General features: G+C 57.8%; 21 protein-coding genes. 7 read left to right on the top strand and 14 right to left on the bottom strand.

Annotated features, from left to right (window positions below):
• The first annotated feature begins 82 nt into the window (after positions 1 to 82).
• Positions 83 to 430, top strand: coding sequence for a DUF1294 domain-containing protein (locus tag QZQ97_RS09620; protein WP_311993242.1), 348 nt, complete (start codon positions 83 to 85; stop codon positions 428 to 430).
• A 36-nt stretch (positions 431 to 466) separates the two neighbouring features.
• Here the strand turns inward: QZQ97_RS09620 and ltaE are convergent, their stop codons facing one another.
• The 5 genes from ltaE to QZQ97_RS09595 form a co-directional block, all read right to left on the bottom strand.
• The gene (gene ltaE, locus QZQ97_RS09615; protein WP_311993241.1) at positions 467 to 1,483 is read right to left on the bottom strand and encodes a low-specificity L-threonine aldolase; all 1,017 of its coding nucleotides are present in this window, start codon (positions 1,481 to 1,483) and stop codon (positions 467 to 469) included.
• A 100-nt stretch (positions 1,484 to 1,583) separates the two neighbouring features.
• Entirely contained in the window at positions 1,584 to 3,305 is a 1,722-nt protein-coding gene (poxB, locus tag QZQ97_RS09610) for a ubiquinone-dependent pyruvate dehydrogenase (RefSeq protein WP_311993240.1), read from the bottom strand.
• A gap of 207 nt (positions 3,306 to 3,512) precedes the next feature.
• A complete protein-coding gene (hcr, locus tag QZQ97_RS09605; RefSeq protein WP_311993239.1) occupies positions 3,513 to 4,517 on the bottom strand; it encodes an NADH oxidoreductase in 1,005 nt (334 codons plus the stop codon).
• A gap of 56 nt (positions 4,518 to 4,573) precedes the next feature.
• The gene (gene hcp / locus QZQ97_RS09600) at positions 4,574 to 6,223 is read right to left on the bottom strand and encodes a hydroxylamine reductase (RefSeq protein WP_311993238.1); all 1,650 of its coding nucleotides are present in this window, start codon (positions 6,221 to 6,223) and stop codon (positions 4,574 to 4,576) included.
• A 171-nt stretch (positions 6,224 to 6,394) separates the two neighbouring features.
• Positions 6,395 to 7,291, bottom strand: a complete 897-nt coding sequence (locus QZQ97_RS09595) for a lysine exporter LysO family protein (RefSeq protein ID WP_311993237.1) — start codon at positions 7,289 to 7,291, stop codon at positions 6,395 to 6,397.
• A 192-nt stretch (positions 7,292 to 7,483) separates the two neighbouring features.
• On the opposite strand from QZQ97_RS09595, the gene QZQ97_RS09590 reads away from it, so the two are divergent.
• Positions 7,484 to 9,148, top strand: a complete 1,665-nt coding sequence (locus QZQ97_RS09590; protein ID WP_311993236.1) for an ATP-dependent endonuclease — start codon at positions 7,484 to 7,486, stop codon at positions 9,146 to 9,148.
• Here QZQ97_RS09590 and QZQ97_RS09585 read toward each other — a convergent pair.
• Positions 9,145 to 10,113, bottom strand: a complete 969-nt coding sequence (locus tag QZQ97_RS09585) for a VirK/YbjX family protein (RefSeq protein WP_311993235.1) — start codon at positions 10,111 to 10,113, stop codon at positions 9,145 to 9,147. The two genes, QZQ97_RS09590 and QZQ97_RS09585, sit on opposite strands and share 4 nt — an antisense overlap.
• 414 nt (positions 10,114 to 10,527) lie before the next feature.
• Here QZQ97_RS09585 and macA point away from each other — a divergent pair, with 414 nt between their 5' ends.
• On the top strand, positions 10,528 to 11,640 hold the full coding sequence (macA, locus tag QZQ97_RS09580; protein WP_311993234.1) for a macrolide transporter subunit MacA: 1,113 nt from the start codon (positions 10,528 to 10,530) through the stop codon (positions 11,638 to 11,640).
• The gene (gene macB / locus QZQ97_RS09575; RefSeq protein ID WP_311993233.1) at positions 11,640 to 13,586 is read left to right on the top strand and encodes a macrolide ABC transporter ATP-binding protein/permease MacB; all 1,947 of its coding nucleotides are present in this window, start codon (positions 11,640 to 11,642) and stop codon (positions 13,584 to 13,586) included. Before macA ends, macB begins: the two co-directional genes overlap by 1 nt.
• 135 nt (positions 13,587 to 13,721) lie before the next feature.
• On the opposite strand, the gene cspD is transcribed toward macB, so the two are convergent.
• Positions 13,722 to 13,943 carry a cold shock-like protein CspD gene (cspD, locus tag QZQ97_RS09570; RefSeq protein ID WP_004942590.1) on the bottom strand — a complete coding sequence of 74 codons (222 nt, stop codon included), beginning with the start codon at positions 13,941 to 13,943 and terminating at the stop codon, positions 13,722 to 13,724.
• A 356-nt stretch (positions 13,944 to 14,299) separates the two neighbouring features.
• Between cspD and clpS the strand changes: the two genes are divergently transcribed.
• On the top strand, positions 14,300 to 14,620 hold the full coding sequence (gene clpS, locus QZQ97_RS09565; RefSeq protein WP_004928347.1) for an ATP-dependent Clp protease adapter ClpS: 321 nt from the start codon (positions 14,300 to 14,302) through the stop codon (positions 14,618 to 14,620).
• A gap of 27 nt (positions 14,621 to 14,647) precedes the next feature.
• Positions 14,648 to 16,927, top strand: coding sequence for an ATP-dependent Clp protease ATP-binding subunit ClpA (clpA, locus tag QZQ97_RS09560; protein WP_006320858.1), 2,280 nt, complete (start codon positions 14,648 to 14,650; stop codon positions 16,925 to 16,927).
• 214 nt (positions 16,928 to 17,141) lie between these two features.
• Here the strand turns inward: clpA and infA are convergent, their stop codons facing one another.
• The 7 genes from infA to trxB form a co-directional block, all read right to left on the bottom strand.
• The gene (gene infA / locus QZQ97_RS09555; protein ID WP_002211347.1) at positions 17,142 to 17,360 is read right to left on the bottom strand and encodes a translation initiation factor IF-1; all 219 of its coding nucleotides are present in this window, start codon (positions 17,358 to 17,360) and stop codon (positions 17,142 to 17,144) included.
• A gap of 106 nt (positions 17,361 to 17,466) precedes the next feature.
• The gene (gene aat, locus QZQ97_RS09550; protein WP_311993232.1) at positions 17,467 to 18,192 is read right to left on the bottom strand and encodes a leucyl/phenylalanyl-tRNA--protein transferase; all 726 of its coding nucleotides are present in this window, start codon (positions 18,190 to 18,192) and stop codon (positions 17,467 to 17,469) included.
• Between the two features lie 18 nt (positions 18,193 to 18,210).
• Positions 18,211 to 19,959 carry a heme ABC transporter ATP-binding protein/permease CydC gene (cydC, locus tag QZQ97_RS09545; RefSeq protein WP_311993231.1) on the bottom strand — a complete coding sequence of 583 codons (1,749 nt, stop codon included), beginning with the start codon at positions 19,957 to 19,959 and terminating at the stop codon, positions 18,211 to 18,213.
• Between the two features lie 2 nt (positions 19,960 to 19,961).
• Positions 19,962 to 21,728: a heme ABC transporter permease/ATP-binding protein CydD gene (gene cydD, locus QZQ97_RS09540; protein WP_311993230.1), complete on the bottom strand. Its 1,767-nt coding sequence runs from the start codon at positions 21,726 to 21,728 to the stop codon at positions 19,962 to 19,964.
• Between the two features lie 177 nt (positions 21,729 to 21,905).
• A complete protein-coding gene (gene gstA / locus QZQ97_RS09535; protein ID WP_311993229.1) occupies positions 21,906 to 22,523 on the bottom strand; it encodes a glutathione transferase GstA in 618 nt (205 codons plus the stop codon).
• A gap of 96 nt (positions 22,524 to 22,619) precedes the next feature.
• A complete protein-coding gene (locus QZQ97_RS09530; RefSeq protein WP_311993228.1) occupies positions 22,620 to 23,507 on the bottom strand; it encodes a LysR family transcriptional regulator in 888 nt (295 codons plus the stop codon).
• Positions 23,508 to 23,585: 78 nt separating this feature from the next.
• Positions 23,586 to 24,557, bottom strand: coding sequence for a thioredoxin-disulfide reductase (gene trxB, locus QZQ97_RS09525; RefSeq protein WP_311993227.1), 972 nt, complete (start codon positions 24,555 to 24,557; stop codon positions 23,586 to 23,588).
• Positions 24,558 to 25,228: 671 nt separating this feature from the next.
• Between trxB and lrp the strand changes: the two genes are divergently transcribed.
• The gene (gene lrp, locus QZQ97_RS09520; protein ID WP_004928318.1) at positions 25,229 to 25,723 is read left to right on the top strand and encodes a leucine-responsive transcriptional regulator Lrp; all 495 of its coding nucleotides are present in this window, start codon (positions 25,229 to 25,231) and stop codon (positions 25,721 to 25,723) included.
• Positions 25,724 to 25,732 lie beyond the last annotated feature (9 nt).

Here is a 25,732-nt window from a genome sequence, read left to right as displayed (position 1 = left end):
TTTTGTGTGGTTATGAGGGAGTTGCATCTGCCAAGAGGCGGAGTCACACTACGCGCCGTTTGCCTGCGATAAGACGGATGATATGAAACTGAATGCTGTTTGTTATGCCCTGCTGGGTCTGGCCCTGATCGCCAGTCTGTTTTTCCTGCATCCGCTGGGAATGTGGTGGCTGTTGGCCAACCTGCTGACGTTGCTGGTGTACGGCGCGGATAAGTTTGCTGCACGCAAGGACTGGCAACGGGTGCCGGAAAGCACGTTGCTGGTGTTTGGGCTGGTGGGGGGCTGGATCGGGGCGATAGTCGCACAGCAGCTGTTTCGTCATAAAACCCAGAAACAGCCGTTCAAAACCTGGTTTATCCTCAGCGTGGTGCTGAACCTGGTGGCGACGCTGGGGATCTGGTACTGGGTTTACGGCCGCTGGATTATCTGAAGGCGGGGCGCAGTGGCACCCCGTTCGGGGCAGGATTCAGGCATGCTGCCGGAGGAACTCCTGCCATAAATCGACGACTTGCTGCAGATCCTGACGGCTGACGTCGAGATGGGTCAGAATGCGCGTCAGCGGCCCGCTGCTGATCAGCACGCCACGCTCCCGCATCCACGGCCCCAGTTTAGCCGCCAACTCTGGCGATTGGCGCAGATACAGTACGTTGGTTTGCGCGCCCGGTTCGGCAATCTCCACGCCTATCCCCTGCAATTGCTGCTCCAGCCATTTGGCGTTGTCGTGATCATCGCGCAGCCGTTCGACGTTATGTTCCAGCGCATACAAACCTGCTGCCGCCAGAATACCGGCCTGGCGCAGGCCGCCGCCGGTCATTTTACGCCAACGCAGGGCGCGCCGAATAAAATCTTCATTGCCGCACAGCAGTGAACCTACCGGCGCGCCCAGCCCTTTCGACAGACAAATAGTGAAGGTGTCGCAGTACTGCACAATCTCTTTCAGCGGCAGGCTAAGCGCGACGGCGGCATTGAAGATGCGCGCGCCGTCGATGTGCAGCGCCAACTGATGCTCGCGGGTGAACTGCCAGGCCTGTTGCAGGTATTTCTGCGGCAGCACGCGGCCGCTGATGGTGTTTTCCAGGCTCAGCAGACGGGTTCTGGCGAAGTGAATGTCATCGGGTTTGATTGCCGCCGCTACTTTGTCCAGCGGCAGGGTGCCGTCCGGATTCGCCTCAATCGGCTGTGGCTGGATACTGCCGAGCACCGCCGCGCCGCCGGCCTCGTATTTATAGTTATGCGCCTGCTGGCCGACAATATATTCGTCGCCGCGCTGACAGTGGCTCAACAGCGCCACCAGGTTGGCCTGGGTGCCGCTGGGCAGAAACAGCGCCGCTTCCTTGCCGGACAGACGAACCGCTTCCGCCTCCAGCGCGTTTACCGTGGGATCATCGCCATAGACGTCATCGCCCACTTCGGCCTGCGCCATGGCTTGGCGCATGGCGCTGCAGGGGCGGGTCACGGTGTCACTGCGTAAATCGATAAGCATACAATTCCTTATCCCCTTCATCTTTCAAGCCGCAGCGTTGTTAGCTGCAACTTGAAATCTATTGGGGATAGTTATAGTGATGGGAAAGAGGATACGATTATTAACGCAACCAGTTGGTTTTCGCCAGTTCGACCACTTCGTCGCCGCGGCCATTGATAATGGCGCGCAGCATATACAGGCTGAAGCCTTTGGCCTGTTCGAATTTGATCTGCGGCGGCATCGCCAGTTCCTGTTTGGCGGTTACCACGTCCAGCAGCGCCGGGCCAGGGTGAGCCAGCATTTCCTGCAGTGCAGCGTCCAGATCAGAAGCCTTCTCGACGCGAATGCCCTTGATGCCGGCGGCGTTGGCAATCGCCGCAAAATCCGGGTTGTGCAGATCGGTGCCGTCGGTCAGATAGCCGCCGGCCTTCATTTCCATGGCCACAAAACCCAGTACGCTGTTATTGAAGATCACAATCTTGACCGGCAATTTCAACTGCGTCAGCGACAGAAAATCCCCCATCAGCATGGTAAAACCGCCGTCGCCGCACAGGGCGATCACCTGCTTGCCCGGCTCGGTGGCCTGTGCGCCTATTGCCTGCGGCATGGCATTGGCCATCGAACCGTGGTTGAACGAGCCCAGCAAGCGGCGTTTGCCGTTCATTTTCAGGTAACGTGCAGCCCACACCGTCGGTGTGCCGACGTCGCAGGTGAAAATGGCGTCGTCGTTGGCGTATTGGCTGATCTGCTGCGCCAGATACTGCGGGTGGATCGGCTGATCGTCATTGGCGGACGCCAGCCCGTCGAGATCCTTGCGTGCAGTGCGGTAGTGCTCCAGCGCCTTGTCAAGAAACGCTCGGTCGCTCTTCGGCTTCAACTGCGGCAGCAGGGCGGTGAGAGTAGTGTGGATATCGCCGACCAGTGCCATGTTGACCGGGCAATGCGCGCCGATGCTGCCGGGGTCGATGTCGATCTGAATGATGTTGGCGTTGGTGGGGTAGAAGGCGCGGTACGGGAACTGGGTGCCGAGCAGCACCAGGGTATCGGCGTTCATCATCGCGTGATAGCCGGACGAAAAGCCGATCAAGCCGGTCATGCCGACGCTGTACGGGTTGTCCCATTCGATATGCTCTTTACCGCGCAGCGCATGCACCACCGGCGCTTGCAACAGCTCGGCCAGCCTGACGACTTCGTCATGCGAACCGGCGCAGCCGCTGCCGCACATCAGTGTGATGTTCTTCGCCTGATTCAGTATGGTTGCCAGTTTGTTCAGTTCGCTCACCGGCGGTTGAACCAGCGGCAGCGCCGGGGTGTGCCATACCATGCTGGCGTCTTCCGGCGCCATGCGCAGCGCTACGTCGCCCGGCAGCACTATCACCGACACGCCGCGATTGAGGATCGCCTTACGCATGGCGATTTCCAGCACCCGCGGCAGTTGTTCCGGATTGGAGACCAGTTCACAGTAGTGGCTGCATTCACGAAACAGCTCTTGCGGGTGGGTTTCCTGGAAATAACCGCTGCCGATTTCGCTGGAGGGAATATGCGCGGCAATCGCCAATACCGGCACGTGGTTGCGGTGGCAGTCGAACAGGCCGTTGATCAGGTGCAGGTTACCCGGGCCGCAGGAGCCGGCGCAAACCGCCAACTGGCCGGTGAGCTGGGCTTCTGCGCCGGCGGCAAACGCGGCCACCTCTTCGTGGCGTGTGCCCAGCCATTCGATGGTTCCCATGCGGTGCAGGCTGTCGCTAAGGCCGTTGAGCGAATCGCCGGTGACGCCCCAAATGCGTTTCACGCCGGCCTGCTCAAGCGTTTTGGCGACCAGTGTGGCTACGGTTTGCTTCATAATTCCCCCAAGCGTTGTAAAGGCCCCTGTATCTTTCAAGCCACGGCGTTGTTGGCTGCAACTTGAAATCCAGTGGGCATGAATCATTAAGGCTTTTTCAGCATCAGATGAATGTAATAACACGCACGGAACAGGGGAAAGTGTAGAAGGGGACTTTAAAGCGTGCTTGCCGATAAATGCCCCATCGACGAGATGGGGCCATGGGCGTCAGGCGAGGGTGACGTCGCCCTGCAATTGGCAACTGCAAGCCAGCACATACCCTTGGGCGATCTCGGCCGGGGTGAGCGTCATGCTGCTGGTGGTGGTGTAGTTACCGTCGAGGATGCGGGTTTTGCACGAGCCGCAGACCCCGGCACGGCAGGCGGCGTTAACCGGCAGCGCGTGGGCTTCCATCGCTGCCAGCAGCGTGCTGCCGACCGGTACGCGGAACTCGCGCAGCGGCCGGGCGACGCGCAGCGTTAATCCTTCACCTTGTCCGGCGTCCGTTTCCGTAGGCGTATGGAACTGTTCTTTGTGGAAGCGGGCTGTCGGCACGCCAAGCTGGTGGCAAAACTGTTCCGCCTGTGTCATGTAGGGCGCGGGGCCACAGGTCATCACCGTACGTTCGGCAATATCCGGCACGGCCTGGCGCAACGTCTCTAACGTTATCCGCCCGCTGAGGTAACCCGGTTGCGCATGCTGTTCGGCCATCAGCGTCAGCCGCAGTTGCGGATGCGCAGCGCACAACTCGCGCCATTGTTCGGCAAAAATCGTATCGGCGGGGGTACGTACGTTAAAGATGACGGCAATATCGCAGGCCGGACGGTTGACGACCAGCCAGCGGCACATTGAGATAATTGGCGTTACGCCACAGCCGGCCGCCAGCATCAGGTAACGATCGGCCGGGTGGCGTTCGCAACTGAATTCTCCCTGCGCATCGGACAGCCACAGGGTGTTGCCGGGTTTGACCTCCTGCGTCAGCCAGCGCGAACCCGCGCCGTCCGGCAGGCAGCGCACGCTGATGCTGAGAAAGCGGCTTTGGCCGGGCGAGGAAGAGAGCGTATAGGCGCGCAGCGTTTCTTCGGTATTGCGGATGCTGACCAGCGCAAACTGGCCGGCCTGATAAGGGTAAAAAACGTCGCAGATCAGGTCCAGCGTCCAGACATCGGCAGTTTCCTGCCGGATCGAGTGCACCTGCATGCGGTTGGGGCAAAGGGGGCTGGGTTGGGTCATAGAGCACCTCAAAGGCAAAGGGGCCGGCATAGGCGCGGCCCCGAAAAACAACGGCATTAGCCGAGCAGGGCTTGCAGATCTTGTTCAACGGTGGTGATTGGACGCATGCCGAATTTGTCGTAGAGGATCGCCATCAGGTTGTCGGTCAGGAAGCCTGGTGCGGTCGGGCCGGTGACGATGTTTTTTACCCCCAGCGACAGCAGCGTCAGCAGGATGACGATCGCCTTTTGTTCAAACCACGACAGCACCAGGCTGAGAGGCAGTTCGTTGACCGTGCAGCCAAGCGTCTCGGACAGTTTGACCGCCAGCATGATGGCGGAATAGGCGTCGTTGCACTGGCCTACGTCCAGCAGGCGTGGCAGGCCTTCCAGCGTGCCAAAGTCCAGCTTGTTGAAGCGGTATTTGCCGCAGGCCAGCGTCATGATCAGGCAATCTTGCGGCACGCTGCGGGCGAAGTCGGTGAAATAGCTGCGCTCATCGCGGCTACCGTCACAACCGCCGACCAGGAACACGTGGCGCAGTTTCTTCTGCGCCACCAGATCGATCACCGTATCGGCGGCATTGAGCAGCGTCTGGCGGCCAAAGCCGACGGTGATCATATGTTCGATCTCGGTATAAGGGAAACCGTTCATACCTTGCGCCTGGGCGATCACGCGGGCGAAGTCATCCCCTTCCAGGTGGTTGACGCCTGGCCAGCCGACAATGCTGCGCGTCCAGATACGATCGCCGTAGTTGCCGACGTTAGGATCGATAATGCAGTTGGAGGTCATCAGGATGGGGCCGGGGAATTTGGCGAACTCGATTTGCTGGTTCTGCCAGCCGCTGCCGTAATTGCCTACCAGATGTTTGAATTTTTTCAGTTCGGGATAGCCGTGCGCCGGCAGCATTTCACCGTGGGTATAGACATTAATCCCCTGGCCCTCGGTTTGCTCCAGCAGCATGCGCAGATCTTTCAGGTCGTGGCCGGAGATCAGAATCGCTTTGCCCGTCACCGGGCGTACATTCACCGCACTGGGGATCGGATCGCCATAGGCCTGAGTTTCACCCTGATCGAGGATCGCCATCACGTTGAAGTTCATTTTGCCGATGCCCATGGCATTGTTCAGCAAAGTATCCACGTCGCGCGGCTGGGTGCCGAGCCAGGCCATAAAGGCGTGGTAATCGGCATAGATTTTTTCGTCGAACTGGCCCAGCACGTGGGCGTGCTCCATATAGGCCGCCGCGCCTTTAAGGCCGTACAGGCACAGCATGCGCAGGCCGTGAACGTCATCGCCCACCTCGGCTTTGTCGGTGTCGAGGGCGAACCGTGCCGCCTGTTGCAACAGCGCCGGCATGTCGTTGCCGTCAAGTTGCAGACTGGCCAGCGGATGATCGACGCGCGCGCCGGCATCCAGCAGCCGGCAGCGCGTGGCCAGCGAGTCACGCAGGAGCAGCGTTTCCCGTGCGTAACCGATGATGCGCTCGGAATCGAAGTTAACGTTGGTCAGGGTAGAGAAGAAGGCGCGTGGGGCAAAGCTGTCGATATCATGATCGATAATCCCGAGCGAGCGAGCCTGCAGCGCCCAGGCGGACAGTCCCTGCAACGCCGCTACCAGCAGATCTTGCAGATCGGAGGTTTCCGCCGTTTTGCCGCACATGCCCTGAGCATACGAGCAGCCGTTGCCTGCCGGGGTTCGGATGGTTTGTTCACATTGCACACAGAACATAATCGCTTCCTTTTTAAAGTTGCATTTATAATGCTTGTTTATGAGCATAGATCGGCAACCGGGGCTTAAAAAGGCTTTTGTGAGGTTACTGCGGGTAAGTTTGATTTAGCGCAATTTTACTCTGCGGATGGGAATTATTACGTTTTCCGGGGGCATAGCCCCCGGAAGAGATCAGGAGAACAAGGCGATCAGCACCGGCGCCAACAGGCTCAGCAGGAAACCGTGCACGATCGCCGGCGGCACCATCTCCAGCCCGCCGCTGCGTTGCAACACCGGCAGGGTGAAATCCATCGAGGTGGCTCCGCACAGGCCCAGCGCCGAGGAACGGCTGCGGCGCACCAGGGTAGGGATCAGCATAATCGCCACCAACTCGCGCGCCAGATCGTTGAAGAACGCCGCACTACCCAGTACCGGGCCATAGGCGTCGGTGATCAGAATACCGGAAAGCGAATACCAGCCGAAACCGGAAGCCATCGCCAGCCCGGCTTTGATCGGCAACCCCAGCAGCTGGGCCGCCAGCGCACCGCCGGCCAGTGCGCTGATCGTCACCACTACCGCCACCATCATGCCGCGCCGGTTAATCACAATTTGACGCAGCGTCATGCCGCTGTTGCGCAGTTGGATGCCCACCAGGAGCAGCAGGAAAATCAACGCGTATTCACTGCCCTTTCCGGCAAACTGCAGCCACTGCCACTGAGTCAGACCGAGGAGGAAACCACCGAGCACCACGCCGCACAGTTTGAGCGACTCCAGAGCCATATGCAGGCGAGAAGGCAGTCGCTCCTGTTTATGGCTGTTGCGCCATGGCATTTTGCGTTCCAGCAGTGTCAGCATCAGCAAGCTGGCGGCCAAGATGCACAGGAAAAACACTGCGGCGTACTGGAATATCAGCAACAGGTTGCTGCTCAGATCCTCCAGAAATGCCAGGCTGATGCCCATGAAAAACAGGATCACGTAAACCATCCAGCTCAACAGGCGATTGATGGTTTGCAGTAACGTTCGGCTGCGCAAGGGGATGAGGTAACCGGCAATCAGCGGTAACAGAATAATCAACAGTCCTGAATACATGGTGAAGCTTACGTCCTTTGTTCGGGAGGCGGTGCGCGGATGACCGGCAAGGCCCACACGCTAACCAAAACGATGGCCGGAGTAAAGCGGCAGATTTGATGCAGTCTGCTTGACCTGCAAGGGGTTTTTTGACCATGCTCAGGGAAGGTCACCTTCATTGAGGACGGTGACGGCGCGCACGGGAGGCGGCAGATGTTCTTAGAGCGTATCGAGATTGTAGGTTTCCGCGGCATCAACCGGCTGTCCCTGATGCTGGATGACAACACGCTGCTGCTCGGCGAAAACGCCTGGGGCAAATCCAGTTTGCTCGACGCGCTGACTCTGCTGTTGGCGCCGGAGCAAAAGCTCTACCGTTTTGAAGTACACGACTTTCATTTCCCTCCCGGCGAAGAGGCGGCCAAAGACCGGCATTTGCAGGTGGTGTTTACCTTTTGCGAGAAAGACCTCGGCCATGCTCATCTCCCCCGTTACCGCCACCTGTCGCCGTTGTGGGTCAAGGGCGATGATAATCTGAACCGTATTTATTACCGTTGCGAAGGCGAACTGGCCGATGACGATACGGTGTGCACCTGGCGCAGTTTTTTGGACGCCGAGGGCAATGCGATGCAACTGCACCATATTGAACAGCTGGCGCACGCCATTATCCGTATTCACCCGGTATTGCGTTTGCGCGATGCGCGTTTTATTCGTCGTCTGCGGCCCAGTACGCTCAATGACGAGCACCCAGCGGATAATCAGGCGCTGGCCCAGCAGTTGGATCAACTGACGCGCGAACTGGTGCGCAATCCGCAAAAGCTGACTAATGGCGAATTGCGTCAGGGGCTGGCGGCGATGCAGCAACTGCTGGAACACTACTTCGCTGAGCAGGGATCGCAGGTGGCGCGCCCGCGCAGCCACCGTTTGGATCAAGATCAGGACCAGCAGGCGTGGCGCTCGCTGGACAGCATCAACCGAATGGTCGCTGAACCGAACAGCCGCAGCATGCGGCTGATTTTGCTGGGGATGTTTTCTACGCTGTTGCAGGCCAAGGGCAACGTCAAGTTGGATCCGCACGCCCGGCCGTTGCTGTTGGTGGAGGACCCGGAAACCCGGTTGCACCCGATCATGCTGTCGGTGGCCTGGGGGCTACTCAACCAGCTGCCGCTGCAACGCATCACCACCACCAATTCCAGCGAACTGGTGTCGTTGGTTCCGGTGGAGCACGTTTGCCGGCTGGTGCGCGAGTCGGGGCGGGTTGCCACCTACCGCCTCGGCCCGCGCGGATTGGGGCCGGAGGACGGGCGGCGCATTGCTTTTCATATTCGCTTTAACCGGCCCTCATCGTTGTTTGCCCGCTGTTGGCTGTTGGTGGAAGGCGAGACCGAGGTTTGGCTGTTGAGTGAGCTGGCGCGCCAGTGCGGCTATCACTTTGAGGCGGAAGGGGTGCGGGTGATTGAATTCGCCCAGTGTGGCCTGAAGCCGCTGTTGAGGTTTGCCCGCCGCATGGGCATTGAATGGCATGCGCTGGTGGACGGCGACGAGGCCGGGAAGAAATACGCCAACACCGTGCGCAGTTTGCTGGATAACCACGGCGACAGCGAGCGTGACCGCCTGACCGCGCTGCCGGCGCCGGATATGGAGCACTTTATGTTCCGCGAGGGGTTCAGCCCGGTCTATCACCGCGTCGCCTCTGTACCGATCAATGCTCAGATGCCGATACGCAAGGTGATCCTGAAGGCGGTGCATCACTCTTCGAAACCCGATCTGGCTATCGAAGTAGCGATGCAGGCTGGCGAGTGGGGCACCGATTCTGTGCCGCCACTGCTAAAGAAAATGTTCTCGCGCGTGATCTGGCTGGCGCGCGGCCGGGCGGATTAGGCGCCCGGCAATCTTATCGGGGGGCTGAAATGTTCAGCCATTCCCTGTTCCAGTTCATCCAGCAATTGATAACGGCGGCGGTATTCTGCCCGTTTCTTGCTGACCACCTCATCGATCGGTTTGCGCGTGATGCGTTCCGGCAGCAGGAAGTAACCGCTGTCGAGCATCTTGCCGCCCATTGAGCTCCAGAACTGATCGTAATCGGCGTGCAATTGGTCTTTCTTTTTACTGTGATAACGCCAGTTTTGATAGATATGGGTGGCATTGCCCACCGCCACTATTTGGCGGATGCCCAAATGATGCGCCAGCGTGCAAATGCCTTCCAGCACCAGGCGTTTGGGAAACAGCCCGTGGCATTCTTTGGTGGCGTGCTGGATTTCCGCGTGCGGCACCTGGTGGTTGGCTCCCTGCAAACCGCCGATGAACAGCGTCGGCTGTTGCTGATAGTGCATCAGCGCAAAGGTGATTTCCGCCAGCATAATGCCGGCGGCATTACGCAGTAGCAGGGTGGTTTCCCCTTCTTTGTTCAGGTGATCGATGGCCGACAGCTCCAGTGAAACCGGTTCGCCGCTTTTGCCGGTGACGCTGGCCAGCACGAAAGGTTTATTCAGGTGACCGATCCGCATTTTCAGCGGCATGCGCTGTGCGCTGAGATCATAGTGATCGCGCAGGGCGAACAGGCACTCGATCTTGTTCATGTTTGCCGCCAGATAAGGGCGATGCAGCTTGCAGGGCAGATTGGGCTGGGCGTTCAGAATCTCATCCAGCAGGGGATTGGATGCCAGCGTATTCAGCAGGGCACCGGTAGTGTGCCAGCTAAACAGCGAGCGGCCGATGAACTTCAGGCGGAATGAGGTTTTCTTCCAGGCTTTACTCGGCGCCATATCGCCATTGATCAGCGCCGTCATCAGTTGCCAGCCGTTGAGCGGGCGTACAGATACGAGTGGATAGCTGAGCTGAGACATGATGAAATCCTTGGCAGTGTTGAATGCCGCTATTTCAGCAAGCGTTCGCTAAACGGGAGTTCAATGCTCAACGGTAACCAAGGGCGTCTCCACATTGTGTTGAGCTAAGGTTTAGTTACTCCGCACTGTGCGCGGCAATGTTGCCCTTTCTTCCGCCAAAAAATGATCTCCTTGCGCAAAAAAGTACCCGTTAAATTGCAGGACATGCCGGAGATAACCTTATCTGTTCCTGTAAGTGACCCTTCACGGTTTGCTCTTAATTCTGCCTTAATGCGTACATAGATAGGGAAGGTTATAATCCCGTTCAACTTGCTATGGGCATGATGAGTCGCGGACGCAAACCGGATAAGATGCAGGAAACACTTTCTGGATTATTTGAAATAATTAATAAAAAACAAAAGGATGATGGCATCAATGATGTTTAAAGGACACAAGCGACGCTGGGTCAGTGCATTGATCGTCGTGGCGGCGATCGCCGCGCTGGCGATCTGGCATTTCAGCCACCCGGTGCCACCCCAGTTTAAAACGGTGAAGGTAGCCAAGCGCGACCTGCAGCAAAATGTGCTGGCGACCGGACAGCTTGACGCGGTGCGCAAGGTTGACGTTGGCGCTCAGGTCAGCGGGCAGTTGGAAAGTCTGTATGTTGAGATCGGCGATAAGGTGAAAAAAGGTCAGTTACTGGGCGTGATCGATCCGCAGCAGGCGCAAAACAGTATCCGTGAGGGTGAGGCGACGCTGCGTGAACTGCACGCTCAACTGCAACAGGCCCAGGCCGAGCAACAACTGGCGGCGGTGACGCTGCAGCGCAATCAGGCACTGGCGAAGTTGCAAGCGGTATCGCGCCAGGATCTGGATCAGGCGGCGACGCAGCTTGCGGTGAAGAAGGCGCAGGTCGGTACCATCAATGCGCAGATTGCCCGCAACCAGGCCAGCCTGGACACCGCTAAAATCAACCTGGCGTTTACCCGTATTGAAGCGCCGATGGACGGAGACGTGGTGCAGATCACCACGCTGCAAGGCCAGACGGTGATCGCGGCGCAACAGGCGCCGAACATTCTGACGCTGGCGGATCTCAGCACCATGCTGGTGAAGGCCCAGGTGTCGGAAGCGGACGTTATCAGCCTCAAACCGGGTCAGAAGGCCTGGTTTACCGTGTTGGGCGATCCTAACCGGCGTTTTGACGGCGTGCTGAAAGACATTCAGCCGACGCCGGAAAAGGTTAACAACGCCATCTTTTACTATGCGCGTTTCGAAGTGCCGAACCCCGAAGGGTTGCTGCGTTTGCAGATGACGGCGCAGGTGCATATCCAACTGGCGGGCGTCAGCCAGGCGCAGGTCATTCCTCTGGCCGCGTTGGGCGATCAAATCGCCGATAACCGTTACCACGTTGCGGTATTGAAACAGGGCAAGGAAGAGAAACGCGAGGTGAGCATCGGACTGCGTAATAATATTGACGTACAAATTCTGAGCGGCTTGAGCATCGGGGATGAAGTGATTGTCAGCCGCGGCGGCTCGGAGGCCAACTGATGGCGGCGCTGTTGCAACTGAGCGGTATCCGCCGCAGCTATCAGTCGGGCGATCAGACGGTGGACGTATTGAAAAACGTGAGCCTGAGCATCGATGCCGGTGAAATGGTAGCCATTATGGGTGCTTCCGGCTCTGGCAAGTCTACGCTGATGAACATTCTCGGTTGCCTGGACAAACCCAGTGCCGGCGTGTACCGGGTAGCCGGCCAGGATGTGGCGACGCTGGATGGCGATGCGTTGGCCCGGCTGCGGCGTGAGCATTTTGGCTTTATCTTCCAGAGATACCACTTGCTGCCTCATCTGAGCGCGGCGCACAACGTTGAGGTGCCGGCGGTCTACGCCGGGCTGGGCAAGGCGGCGCGGCGCGAACGGGCGGTAGCGCTGTTACAGCGCCTTGGGTTGAGTGAACGCGTCAGCTACCGGCCGAGCCAGCTTTCCGGTGGCCAGCAGCAGCGTGTCAGTATCGCTCGTGCGCTGATGAACGGCGGCCAGGTGATCCTGGCGGATGAACCGACCGGCGCCCTCGACAGCCATTCTGGCGAAGAGGTAATGACGATCCTCAAGCAACTGCGTGAGCAGGGGCATACGGTGATTATCGTTACTCACGATCCGGCTGTCGCTCAGCAGGCAGAGCGGATCATTGAAATTCGCGATGGCGAGATCATTGCCGACTCGCGCCCGGCGCAGCAGGGCAATCCGAATGCCAAACCGTTGGAGCTGGTTGCACCCGCGCCGTCCTGGCAGCAGACGACCGGCCGTTTTCGCGAGGCGCTGGTGATGGCCTGGCGGGCGATGGCGGCGAATAAAATGCGCACCGCCCTGACCATGTTGGGCATTATTATCGGCATCGCTTCGGTGGTTTCGATCCTGGTGATCGGCGACGCCGCCAAGCAGATGGTGTTGGCGGATATCAAATCCATCGGCACCAATACGGTGGACATTTATCCCGGCAAGGACTTCGGCGACGACGATCCGACCTTCCGCCAATCGTTGAAGTATGAGGATCTCGACGCGTTGCGCGAGCAGCCTTATGTCAGCGCGCTGTCGCCGACCATTGCCAGCAGCATGCGATTGCGGTTGGGCAACGTCGATGTGGCGGCCAATGTGACCGGGGTCAGCGAGCAGTTTTTCCGCGTTTACGGCATGACCTTCACCCAGGGGGGCGGCATTGACCCGTTCCAGGTGCAATCGCAGGCGCAAACGGTGGTGATCGATACTAATACCCAGCGCCGGCTGTTCCCGCATCAAAAGAACGTGGTGGGCGAGGTAATGCTGGTGGGCAATATGCCGGCGACGGTGGTCGGGGTAGCGAAGGAGAAGCAGTCGATGTTCGGCAGCAGCAAGACGCTGAACGTTTGGGTGCCTTACAGCACCATGGCAAACCGGCTGATGGGCAATGCCTATTTCGATTCGATTACCGTGCGTATCCGTGACGGTTACAGCAGCCAGGAGGCCGAGCAGCAACTGACGCGTCTGCTGGCGCTGCGCCACGGTAAAAAAGACTTCTTCACCTATAACATGGACAGTTTGGTGCAGACGGCGGAGAAAACCACGCGAACGCTGCAGTTATTCCTGACGCTGGTGGCGGTAATTTCGCTGGTGGTCGGCGGAATTGGCGTGATGAATATCATGCTGGTGTCGGTGACGGAGCGTACGCGTGAGATTGGTATTCGTATGGCGGTAGGGGCTCGTTCCGGCGATGTATTGCAGCAGTTCCTGATTGAAGCGGTGCTGGTGTGCCTGGTTGGCGGCGCTTTGGGGATTATGCTGTCTTTTGCCATCGGGCTGCTGGTGCAACTGGTGCTGCCGGGTTGGCAGATCAGCTTCCCGCCGGCGGCGTTGTTGAGCGCGTTTTTGTGTTCCACCGGTATCGGCGTGGTGTTCGGCTACCTGCCTGCGCGCAGTGCCGCCCGGCTTAACCCGATTGACGCGCTGGCGCGCGAGTAATAATCTAACTCCGTCTTATTGCAAACCGCAGGGTGTTAGCGGTAACTCGACATTCATGGATATAATAAAAAATGCCAGTCATACGGCGGCTGGCATTTTTAGCGGACTGGCTTTAGGCAGGCTCTGCACCCGTGTTTAGGCCAGTGCCTCGCTTTCCAGTGGCACAATAAGACTTGCATGGTTCCCTTTTGGCCCTTGATGCACGTCGAAACTGACCTGTTGGCCGGCTTTCAGTGTCCTGTACCCATCCATCTTAATCGTTGAATAATGGGCGAATATGTCTTCGCCGCCGCCTTCAGGACAGATAAAACCAAAGCCTTTGGCGTTGTTGAACCATTTAACAGTACCCGTCTCCATGCTTTTACATCCCTCGCAACGCTATTTTAGGTGAGATGAATAACTGAATTCGCACCCGCCAAAGGCAGGTAGCAGATGAGCCCAGGGTGGTTAAAAGACCGCCAGCTCACGAATTTACACTCTAGAGCAAATGATCATCACGTCAAGGGATCGGCTTTTGTCCGCAGGAGGCAGTTCATCAAAGTTTGAAGCAGTTAACGCTATTGACATTGTTTGGTAACAATTTGTCAGAGATTTTTGCGTACGTTCCAGTACGGCGAGATGATGGCGTAGATGATAAAATAGTAATGATCCCCACTTTGAATAACCGGAACCTGTCCCCATATCAGAGGACAGAGCAGAGAAGATGAGCGGCAATGGGCAATAACAACGATTGGCTAAATTTTGAACACTTGGCCGAAGAAAAACAAATCGATGCGGTAAAACCGCCGTCTATGTATAAAGTTATACTTAACAACGACGATTACACACCGATGGAATTTGTGATTGACGTTCTGCAAAAGTTCTTTTCTTATGATATTGAACGTGCAACGCAACTGATGCTCACGGTCCACTATCAAGGCAAGGCGATCTGCGGTGTTTTTACCGCCGAGGTGGCGGAAACCAAGGTCGTACACGTGAACCGTTATGCAAGGGAGAACGAGCATCCGTTGCTCTGTACGCTGGAAAAAGCCTAGATTTTGGCAACTATTGGGGAGGTGCTTATGCTCAATCAAGAACTGGAACTCAGTCTCAACATGGCTTTCGCCAGAGCGCGTGAGCACAGACACGAGTTTATGACCGTGGAGCACCTGTTGCTGGCATTACTCAGCAACCCTGCCGCGCGAGAGGCGCTTGAGGCATGTACGGTAGACCTGGCCGCATTGCGCCAGGAGCTGGAAGCCTTTATCGAACAAACCACGCCGACGCTGCCTGCCAGTGAAGAAGAGCGCGACACTCAGCCGACGCTAAGCTTCCAGCGTGTGCTGCAGCGTGCCGTATTCCATGTTCAATCTTCCGGCCGCAGCGAAGTAAGCGGTGCCAACGTGCTGGTGGCGATTTTCAGCGAGCAGGAGTCGCAGGCGGCTTATCTGCTGCGCAAACACGACGTCAGCCGTCTTGACGTAGTGAATTTCATTTCACATGGCACGCGTAAAGACGAGCCGGGCCAAGCGCCAAATGCGGAAAACCCGGTGAACGAAGAGCAGTCCGGAGGGGAAGACCGTATGGAAAACTTCACCACCAACCTCAACCAGTTGGCCCGTGTGGGCGGTATCGATCCCCTGATTGGTCGCGATCCTGAGCTGGAGCGCGCTATTCAGGTGCTGTGCCGTCGCCGTAAAAATAACCCGCTGCTGGTCGGCGAGTCCGGTGTGGGTAAAACCGCCATTGCCGAAGGGCTGGCCTGGCGCATCGTGCAGGGCGACGTCCCGGAAGTGATGGCGGACTGCACGTTGTATTCTCTGGACATCGGTTCGCTGCTGGCAGGCACCAAATACCGCGGCGACTTCGAAAAACGCTTCAAGGCGTTGCTGAAACAGCTGGAGCAGGACAAGAGCAGCATCCTGTTTATCGATGAAATCCACACCATCATCGGTGCCGGTGCGGCTTCCGGCGGGCAGGTGGATGCGGCCAACCTGATCAAACCGCTGCTCTCCAGCGGCAAGATCCGGGTGATTGGGTCCACCACCTATCAGGAATTCAGCAACATTTTCGAAAAAGACCGTGCGCTGGCCCGTCGCTTCCAGAAAATCGACATTACCGAGCCGACGCCGGAAGAGACCATTCAGATCATCAACGGTCTGAAAACCAAGTACGAAGCGCACCATGACGTGCGTTATACCGCCAAGGCGGTGCGTGCGGCGGTTGAGCTGTCGGTGAAGTACATCAATGACCGACACCTGCCGGACAAGGCTATCGACGTGATCGACGAGGCGGGCGCTCGCAGCCGGCTGATGCCGATCAGCAAGCGCAAGAAAACCGTCAACGTTGCGGACATTGAGTCTGTGGTTGCGCGTATTGCGCGTATCCCGGAAAAAACCGTGTCGGCAAGCGATCGCGATGTGTTGAGAAGCTTGGGCGACCGTTTGAAAATGCTGGTGTTCGGTCAGGATCAGGCGATCGAAGCGCTGACCGAAGCGATCAAAATGAGCCGTGCGGGCCTGGGCCACGATCGCAAGCCTGTCGGTTCCTTCCTGTTTGCCGGGCCAACCGGCGTCGGGAAAACCGAGGTGACAGTGCAGTTGGCGAAGGCGATGGATATCGAACTGCTGCGTTTTGACATGTCCGAGTATATGGAACGTCATACCGTCAGCCGCTTGATTGGTGCGCCTCCGGGCTACGTCGGTTACGATCAGGGCGGGCTGCTGACAGATGCGGTGCTCAAACATCCGCATTCGGTCGTGTTGCTGGATGAAATCGAGAAGGCGCATCCGGATGTGTTCAACCTGCTGCTGCAGGTTATGGACAACGGCACCCTGACCGATAACAACGGTCGCAAGGCGGATTTCCGCAACGTGATCCTGGTGATGACCACCAACGCCGGGGTACGTGAAACAGAACGTAAATCGATTGGCCTGGTTCAGCAGGACAACAGCACCGATGCGATGGAAGAGATCAAAAAAGTGTTCACGCCGGAGTTCCGTAACCGTCTGGACAACATTCTTTGGTTCAACCATCTGTCGACTACGGTGATCCAGCAGGTTGTCGATAAGTTTATCGTCGAACTGCAGGCACAGCTGGATGCGAAGGGCGTATCGCTGGAAGTGAGCGATGAAGCCCGTGACTGGCTGTCGGTGAAAGGCTATGACCGTGCGATGGGCGCTCGTCCGATGGCGCGCGTGATGCAGGAAAACCTGAAGAAACCGCTGGCCAACGAACTGCTGTTCGGTTCACTGGTGGACGGTGGCTCGGTGAAGGTCGAGCTGGACAAGGACAACCAGAAACTGACTTACCACTTCCTCAGCGCGCAGAAGCGCAAAGCGGATGAAGGTGCGGTGCATTAAAGGCCGGCCAGTTCAGATAATGAAAAAGCGATGCTTCGGCATCGCTTTTTTTATGGGTGAAAGTGTTTCATCACCACTACAGAAATGAGCGAGCCCTCTCGGTTTACCTGCGCTCTTGCAACTCGATGTTGAACGTTGCTACGGGGGTAAACGGAAAGGGCTCCGGAGGGGTTACATCCTCGGTGCCGCCATAGGCTGGCGACGAGTGAGCCGATTAACGGCTACGGAAGACAATGCGGCCTTTGCTCAGGTCGTACGGGGTCAGCTCTACAGTGACTTTGTCGCCCGTCAGGATGCGGATGTAGTTTTTACGCATTTTACCGGAGATATGTGCGGTTACCACGTGCCCGTTTTCCAATTCAACGCGGAACATAGTGTTCGGCAGCGTATCAAGAACGGTGCCCTGCATTTCAATATTGTCTTCTTTGGCCATCGAATCCTCTAGGTCTAACTACCTTAGTTTTTAACCGGCAAGATAATGCCGAAAAACCCACATTATGTAAAGACGTGTCGGTGAACATTGCACCGTTTCCGCAAAATTAGTTTGTTGGGGAGGGTGGTTCAGCCTGCTGTGGGGGTAAGACTTGTGCGGCCCAGCACTCCGGTGCTAACGGCTTGCGCTGAAGGTTACTGAGCTGCTGTAAAAATTGGCGGCGGGGGATTTCTCTCGCTCCCAGCGTGGCAGTGTGAGCGTTAAGCACCTGACAGTCAATCAATTCTCCGCCATAAGCGGCAAAATGCCGACAAAAAGCCAATAGTGCGCACTTGGAGGCGTTGGTGGTGCGGCTAAACATCGATTCGCCGCAGAACAGCGCGCCCTGCGCCACGCCGTACATACCGCCAACCAACGTTTTATCCTGCCATACCTCGACTGAATGGGCAAAACCAAGGCGGTGCAAATGCAGATAGGCGCGCTGTACTTCCGGGCCGATCCAGGTGCCTTCATGCGGCCGATCGGCGCAGGCGGCAATCACCGCGGCAAAGTCGTGGTTCAGCGTAATGCGAAAGGGATTGCCGCTCAGAAAGCGTTTCAGGCTGCGGCTGATATGGTATTGCGCCGGGAACAACACGGCGCGCGGGTCAGGCGACCACCACAAAATGGCTTCCCCCGGCGAAAACCAGGGGAAGATACCCCGCTCATAGGCGGCCAGCAAACGCGGCGCCGTCAGGTCGCCGCCAATGGCCAGCAGGCCGTTAGGATCGCGCAGCGCGCCCTCTGGCGAGGGAAAAGCGAGTGACTGCGGTGACAGCTTAACAATACGCATAAAAGGTCTCAGCGTCCTCTACAGGCCATTTTCAAGCGGTATCCCACTGATACGCTGGCGTAAACGGGCATAACGCCCTTGCTGGCGGATCAGACCAAGGTGGTCGCCCTGTTCGACAATCCGGCCGCCGTCCATTACGCAGATGCGGTCAAGATGCTCGAGCCCATACAGGCGGTGAGTCACCAGGATCAACGTTTTGCCCTGGCAGTGCCGGCGCAACAGCGCCAGGATCTGCTGCTCGGTTTCGGCGTCCAGACCTTCGGTCGGTTCGTCGAGCAACAGCAGAGGAGCCTGATGCAACAATGCGCGAGCGATACCCAGGCGACGTTGTTCACCGCCGGAAAGCTGGCGGCCGCCATCCCCCAGCCAGGCGTTTAACCCTTCGTTTTCCAACAACTTTTCCAGCCCGACCTGGTACAGCACGTCGCGTAACTGTTCATCCGCCGCCTTCGGGGCGGCGATGCGCAGGTTTTCCCGCAGCGTGTTGCTGAAAATATGCACCCGCTGGCTGACGACGGTGGTCATCTGTCGCAGCGTAGTTTCATCATAGGCGCTGAGCGGCTGGCCGTTGAGCAGCATGCTGCCGCTATCGGCGTTCCAGGCGCGGGTTAACAACTGCAACAGGGTCGATTTGCCGCAGCCGGTGCGTCCGAGCAGCGCAATATGTTCGCCGGCGGCAATCTCCAGCGTGACGTCTTGCAATACCGGCAGAGGTTGGCCGGGATAGGTAAAGGTGAGCTGTTGCAGGCTTAACGCAGCGCCGTTCCCGGCAGTTGGGCCGTTGGCCGGGAAGGTGACCTCCGGCTGCCGATCGATAACCTGTTTCACCCGTGTGGCGGAAGCAATGACCTGGCCGAGGTGTTGGAAGGCGCCGGCGACAGGCATCAGCGCTTCAAACGAGGCCAGCGCGGCAAACACGAACAGCGCAATCAGCGCGCCGGGTTGGGTATCGCCACCTATGCCACCGGCGGTGAGCCACAGCAACAGCGTCACCGTCAGGCCGCTGGCCAGAATCATCACCCCTTGCGCCATTCCGCCCAACGAGGCCTGCTGCCACTGACGACGCTGCCAGTGCCGCTCGGTGGCATCCAGACCGGCGCGGAAATCGTTGACTGCGCCAAACACCACCAGTTCGGCCTGGCCCTGCAGCCAGGCGGTCAGGTCGGTGCGGTACTGGCCGCGCAGGGCGGTCAGTTGGCCGCCAATCGGCTTGCCGGCGCGGTAAAATACCGGCGGTATCAGCAGCAAAAGCAGCAACAAAATACCGCCCAGCGTCAGGGCCAGCGAGCTGTCCAGCCAACTGAGGCCGTAGGTGACCACGATGATCACGACTGCTGCGCTGACCAGCGGCGAGATAACCCGCAGATAGAGATGGTCCAGCGTATCGACGTCCGCCACCAGCCGGTTAAGCAGATCGGCCTGCCGGAAACGGGCAATGCCGCCTGGTGACAGCGGCAGGATCTTTTTAAAGGTAAACACCCGCAGATGAGAAAGAACGCGGAAGGTGGCGTCGTGGCTGACCACGCGCTCTGCGTAGCGCCCGGCCGTGCGGAAGATCGCCGCGCCCCGCACGCCGGCAGCAGGCAACATGTAGTTGAATGTAAACAGGCCCGCCAGCCCGGCGAGCGCCGACGCGGCGAGGAACCAACCGGAAAGTGCCAGCAGACCGATACTGGCCAGCAGCGTGACAATGGCCAGAAGGATGCCCAGGCAGATTAGCAGGCTGTGACGACGGTATAGCGCCAGGAACGGCAGCAAAACGCGCATGATTATAGCTCCCCGCTGCGGTGTGCGATCAGATTGGCGAACAGCCCCGGTTGGGCGCTCAGCGTGGCGTAATCGCCTTGCTGCACGATCCGCCCGCCTTCCATGACCCAAATCTGGTCGTATTCTTCGGTATCTTCCAACTGGTGCGTGACCAGCAGGGTGGTTTGTTGATGCGAGGCTACGTTGAGCGCCTGCATGACTCGTCGTTCACTATGCGCGTCCAGGCTGGCTGCCGGCTCATCCAGCAACAGTAAACGGCGTGGGCTGATGAGCGCCCGGGCAACCGCCACCCGTTGCGCCTGGCCGACGGACAGCCGTGCGGCGCTATCGCCGACCTCAGTGTCAAGCCCCTGCGGCAAATGTGGCAGGATCTCGCTGACGTAAGCTTGCTCTACGGCCTGTTGCAATTGGGCTTCACTCGCTTGCGGGTGACCCAGCAGAATATTTGCCCGCAGCGTTTGCGCCGGCAGGTGCGGGTTTTGCCCCACCCAGCCAAGCTGCCGACGCCAGTCTTCCGCTGCTAGCTCGCGCAGCTCGATGCCGTTGACCGTCAGTGAACCGCGATAGGGCAGGAAGCCGAGCAGTAGATTCAGTAACGAGCTTTTGCCGGCCCCGCTCAGCCCGACCAGGGCAATGCGCTGGTGTGCGGGCAGGGTGAAACTCAGAGGGCCGGCCAGCAGCACGCCGTTCGGCGACAGAATTTCCAGATCTTGCGCTTTTAGCTCCAGTGGCGCATCGGTATTCAGCTCCTGCGTGCCATTGCCCCTTTGCTCGCCTTCGGCGCCGAGGAAGGTTTCCAACGCTTCTGCAGCTCCCACGGCCTGCGCTTTGGCATGATAGAAAGCGCCCAGATCGCGCAGCGGCTGGAAGAACTCCGGCGCCAGAATCAGCACCAGGAAGCCGGCAAACAGCGTAACGCCGGTGCCGTAACTGCCGAAATTCAGTTCGCCAAGGAAGGAGAAGCCAAAATAGACCGCCACCACGGCGATGGAGATGGAGGCAAAGAATTCCAGCACCGCCGATGACAGGAACGCCAGCCGCAGCACTTCCATGGTGCGGCTGCGGAAATCCTCGGACGATTTGGCGATCTGCGCGGTTTCCGCCTCCGCCCGGTTAAACAGGCGCAGCGTATCCAGCCCGCGCAGGCGATCGAGGAAATTGCCGCTCAGTCGCGCCAGCGCCACAAAGTTGCGCCTATTGGCGTCTGCTGCTCCCATGCCGACCAGTGCCATAAACAGCGGGATCAACGGGGCGGTCGTCAACAGAATCAGGCCGGCGGCCCAGTTAATCGGGAAGACGGTAATCAGGATCAGCAACGGGATAAACACCGCCAGATACATCTGTGGCAGATAGCGGGAGTAATAATCCTGCATGTCTTCGATCTGCTCAACGATGATGCTGGCCCAACTGCCCGCCGGCTTACCCTGGATCCAGGCGGGGCCGAGTTGTTGCAGCTTGTCCAACACCTGCCGGCGCATACGCTGGCGGATCACCTGGCCGCAGATAAAACCAACGCGTTCACGCAGCCAGCTCAACAACGCACGCAGCGCGAAGGCGGCGGCCAGCCAGATAAACGAGGGGATCAACTGTTCACGCGGGGCGTGTTCGATAATCAGGGCGTGAAGCAGGGCGGCCAACAGCCATGCCTGCACGACAATCAAAATGCCGCTTATCAGCCCCAACAGCATGGAAAGGCGCAGCCAACGCTGCGCCAACGAGCTCTGAGTTTTGAGCCAACGGGTTAACTGTTGCTGTCTGGTTTTTTTCATCAGATATGAGTCTGCGTCGCCGGCGCCTGTTGTTACAGGCAAGGTTAACGTACTGTTAAAAAAAGTGTTTGCCTCAACCTGAAGCGAACAAGCGAAGGCCAATGTTACCTCTTCACCCGGCAGACTGAAAATAATAAAGCGGTCAAATATCCCTATAACAGACTCTGGTCACGAGGGTTATTTCACCTCCTGGCTGGCCGCTTCCGCCGCCAGGGCGGCTTGCACCGATTTACGCTGGCCGATCTGCGCCATATAACGGGTTAACGAGGGCCAGCATTTTAACTCGATGGAAAATTGGGCCATCCAACGCAGTACGGTAAACAGATAAGCATCCGCGACGCCAAAGCGTTCGCCCATCAGGAAAACCTGCCCGTCCAGCGTCTGAGCGACATAATCGAGGCGGCGGCGCAGCTTGTCGCGAAACAGACTTTTGACCTCTTCCGACAGGGTTGCATTGAATAGCGGGCTGGCTCCGGCGTGGATCTCGGCGGTGATGAAATTCAGCCATTCCTGCAAACGCACCCGCTCGAAGGCATCGCCGGGAGGGGCCAGCGCGGCGTCAGGGCGCAAATCCGCCAGATACTGCACGATGGCTGCGCCTTCGGTAATCACGCGGCCATCTTCCAGCATCAGGGCCGCGACATAACCCTTGGGATTGACCTGGTAAAAATCACTGCCGTCGGCGGTGCGTTTGCTGCGGTTATTCACCCGGATAAGTTCAAACGGCAATTCCAGCTCTCGCAGGACAATATGCGGGGATAGCGAACAGGTGTCGGGCGCAAAATAGAGTTTCATGAGCGTTCCTGAGGCAAAAAGCGATATCGCTTAACCGACAGCATGCCGCCGGTGCTGCCTGCAGAAAAATTAGAATGTCAGAAACCCGTCATCAGTTCAGCTACTGACGGGCTGCGGCAGATGATCTCGCAGGTAATCCAACAGGGTTTGTACTGGTGCAGAGCTTGCGCCAGTGAACGAACAGACCAGGCCAAAATAACGGTAGAGCGGGACGCTCAACGGCAGAGCGCAAATGCCGGCGGCATCGGTAGGTATCACCGACGCAGGCATCAACGAAACGCCGACGCCTTCGCGCACCAGCGTCAGTGCGGTGCTCCAGTCGCTGACGGTCACGCGTACGTCAGCCAGCGCAATACCGGCCTGTTGTGCCAACAGTTGCGCGTTGAGGCTGCAGCCGCCGGTAGCCAGCACAAAGGGCAACCCGGCCAGTGTCCTGAAATCCACCGGTTGCCGGCCTCTGGCCAGCGGGTGACCGCTGGTGGTAACCGCAAGCCACAGATCCTGTCCCAGGGAGGCGCTCTGTCTTTCGTCTTTCGGGTTCAGCACTACGCCGACGTCGGCGGTTTCCAGTGCCAGCCAGTTCTCCACTTCCCGATCGGTACCTTCCAACTGAACCAGTTCAATGGCGGGGTAGCGGCGGCGGAATTTGCGCAATAACGGCGGTAGCAGGAGGGCAAATGCCGAGGGAAAGCTGGCCAGGCGAATCTTGCCTGAATGCGCGCTTTTCGCCTGCCGGGCGTAGCTTTGGATCGCATCGAGTTCGGCCAGCATAGTGCGAGCGTGGGCGACAATCCTCTCACCGCTTTGTGTCAGCGTAACGCAGTGCGGCAGGCGGACGAACAGCGGCGTATTCAGGGCGTCCTCTAACTGGGCGATAGCCTGGCTGGCACCGGACTGGGTCATGCCGCATTGATTTGCCGCCAGCGTAATTTTGCCGCTGTCGGCCACGGCGACCAGCAGGCGCCAGTGGAGAAGATTCTGCATCGAATGCCCGTCCGCTCATATTTAAGGTACAAAAAAAGCGGCTGAAGCAGCCGCTTTTCAGGATAACAGACTGTGCCGTTACAGCACTTCTGCGCTGGCGATGCCGTCGAGGTAACGCTCAGCGTCCAGCGCCGCCATACAGCCGGTGCCGGCGGAGGTGATCGCCTGACGGTAGATATGGTCCATCACGTCACCCGCGGCGAATACGCCAGGAATGGTGGTCTGGGTGGCGTTACCGTGAATACCGGACTGAACTTTGATATAGCCGTTTTCCAGCTCCAGTTGGCCACCGAAAATGCTGGTGTTCGGGCTGTGCCCGATGGCGATAAATACGCCGGCCAACGCCAGTTCCTGCGTTGCATTTTCCGCTTTGGTGCTGCGAATGCGCACGCCGGTAACGCCCATTTGATCGCCCAGCACTTCGTCCAGCGTATGGTCGGTATGCAGCACGATGTTGCCGTTTTTCACTTTCTCCATCAGCCGGTCGATCAGGATCTTCTCTGAGCGGAAGCTGTCGCGACGGTGGATCAAATGAACTTCAGCGGCGATGTTGGACAAATACAGCGCTTCTTCCACGGCGGTATTGCCGCCGCCGACGACCGCGACTTTTTGATTGCGGTAGAAGAAACCGTCACAGGTGGCGCAGGCGGAAACGCCTTTGCCCTTGAAGGCATCTTCGGAAGGCATGCCCAGGTAACGGGCGGATGCGCCGGTGGCGATGATCAGCGCATCGCAGGTGTATTCACCACTGTCGCCAAACAGGCGGAACGGGCGGTTCTGCAGATCAACGCTGTTGATGTGATCGAACACGATCTCGGTCTGGAATTTTTCTGCGTGCTCGCGCATGCGCTCCATCAGTGCCGGACCGGTCAGGCCTTCGGCGTCACCCGGCCAGTTTTCCACTTCGGTCGTGGTGGTCAGCTGGCCACCTTGTTCCATACCGGTAATCAATACCGGGCTCAGGTTTGCGCGCGCTGCGTAAACCGCGGCGGTATAGCCGGCAGGGCCGGAACCCAGGATCAATAATTTGCTATGTTTAGCCGTGCCCATGAATACCCTCTTTTCCCACAATGCGGACAATGAAACCGATTGTAGGGAAAATGCAGCATTAAAAAAAGCATCAGCGGATGTTGTTAACGATTTGTTTGATAGCTATGACCTATTAATTATTATTTTGCCGTCAAAGCGAGCGTAAAACGCAGCAATTTAACTTATGGAAGTCACTTGTCGGCGTTATGCGTGCATTCTACCTGAGACACTACATTTACCGGGTTTAAGCCGCTTTGCTCTGCAGGGTTTAAGCCAGCGATTCATAACTAAAAATGGGGTGCTAACTTTTCATGACGGTACGTTCTTCTGATTTTGCTTCTTTTACTTTGACAATCCGCTGCGCATTTGCGAAAACATCATAGGAAGAAGAAATTATCCCCCTACCTACAGTAAATCGTACGTATTTGCGGCGGCGGTGCAGAATTTTGCGCCATTGTCGAAGCGGAGAACGGCAGGTGAGGGGAACATCGCGTCAGCGAATGGTGATTTCCTTCTTGAGATGAACGTCATTTGAATCCGTTGTGCAGGGTTGACAGACAGGCTGCACCACGATGAATGATGGTAGTGAAGCATATGACAGGCATCGGGTCTTCGCTTGGAACAAGCCCTTACACATTGACGTTGGCTAGGGTGTGGCAAGTGCAGGGAAGAAAATAAGAGAGACAATAATAATGGCAGACAATAAGAAACGCCCGGGTAAAGATCTCGACCGTATCGACCGCAATATCCTGAACGAGTTACAGAAGGATGGGCGTATTTCGAACGTTGAGCTTTCGAAGCGCGTGGGGTTATCCCCAACCCCATGTTTAGAACGTGTGCGCCGCCTCGAGCGCCAGGGTTTTATTCATGGCTATACCGCCTTGCTCAACCCGCATTATCTGGATGCGTCCCTGCTGGTTTTCGTGGAAATCACGCTGAACCGCGGTGCACCGGATGTGTTTGAGCAATTTAACTCAGCAGTTCAAAAGCTTGAAGAAATTCAGGAGTGTCATCTGGTGTCCGGTGATTTCGACTATCTGTTGAAAACCCGCGTGCCGGATATGTCGGCTTACCGTAAGTTGCTCGGTGAAACCTTGCTGCGTCTGCCGGGAGTTAACGACACCCGTACATACGTGGTCATGGAAGAAGTCAAACAGAGTAACCGTCTGGTTATCAAAACACGGTAAGGTGCAGGT

It is taken from the genome of Serratia sp. root2, from assembly GCF_031931805.1.
Lineage (GTDB): Bacteria > Pseudomonadota > Gammaproteobacteria > Enterobacterales > Enterobacteriaceae > Serratia > Serratia inhibens.
The sequence above is the reverse complement of the archived record's forward strand: the minus strand, read 5'-3'. Positions and strand labels throughout refer to the sequence as shown.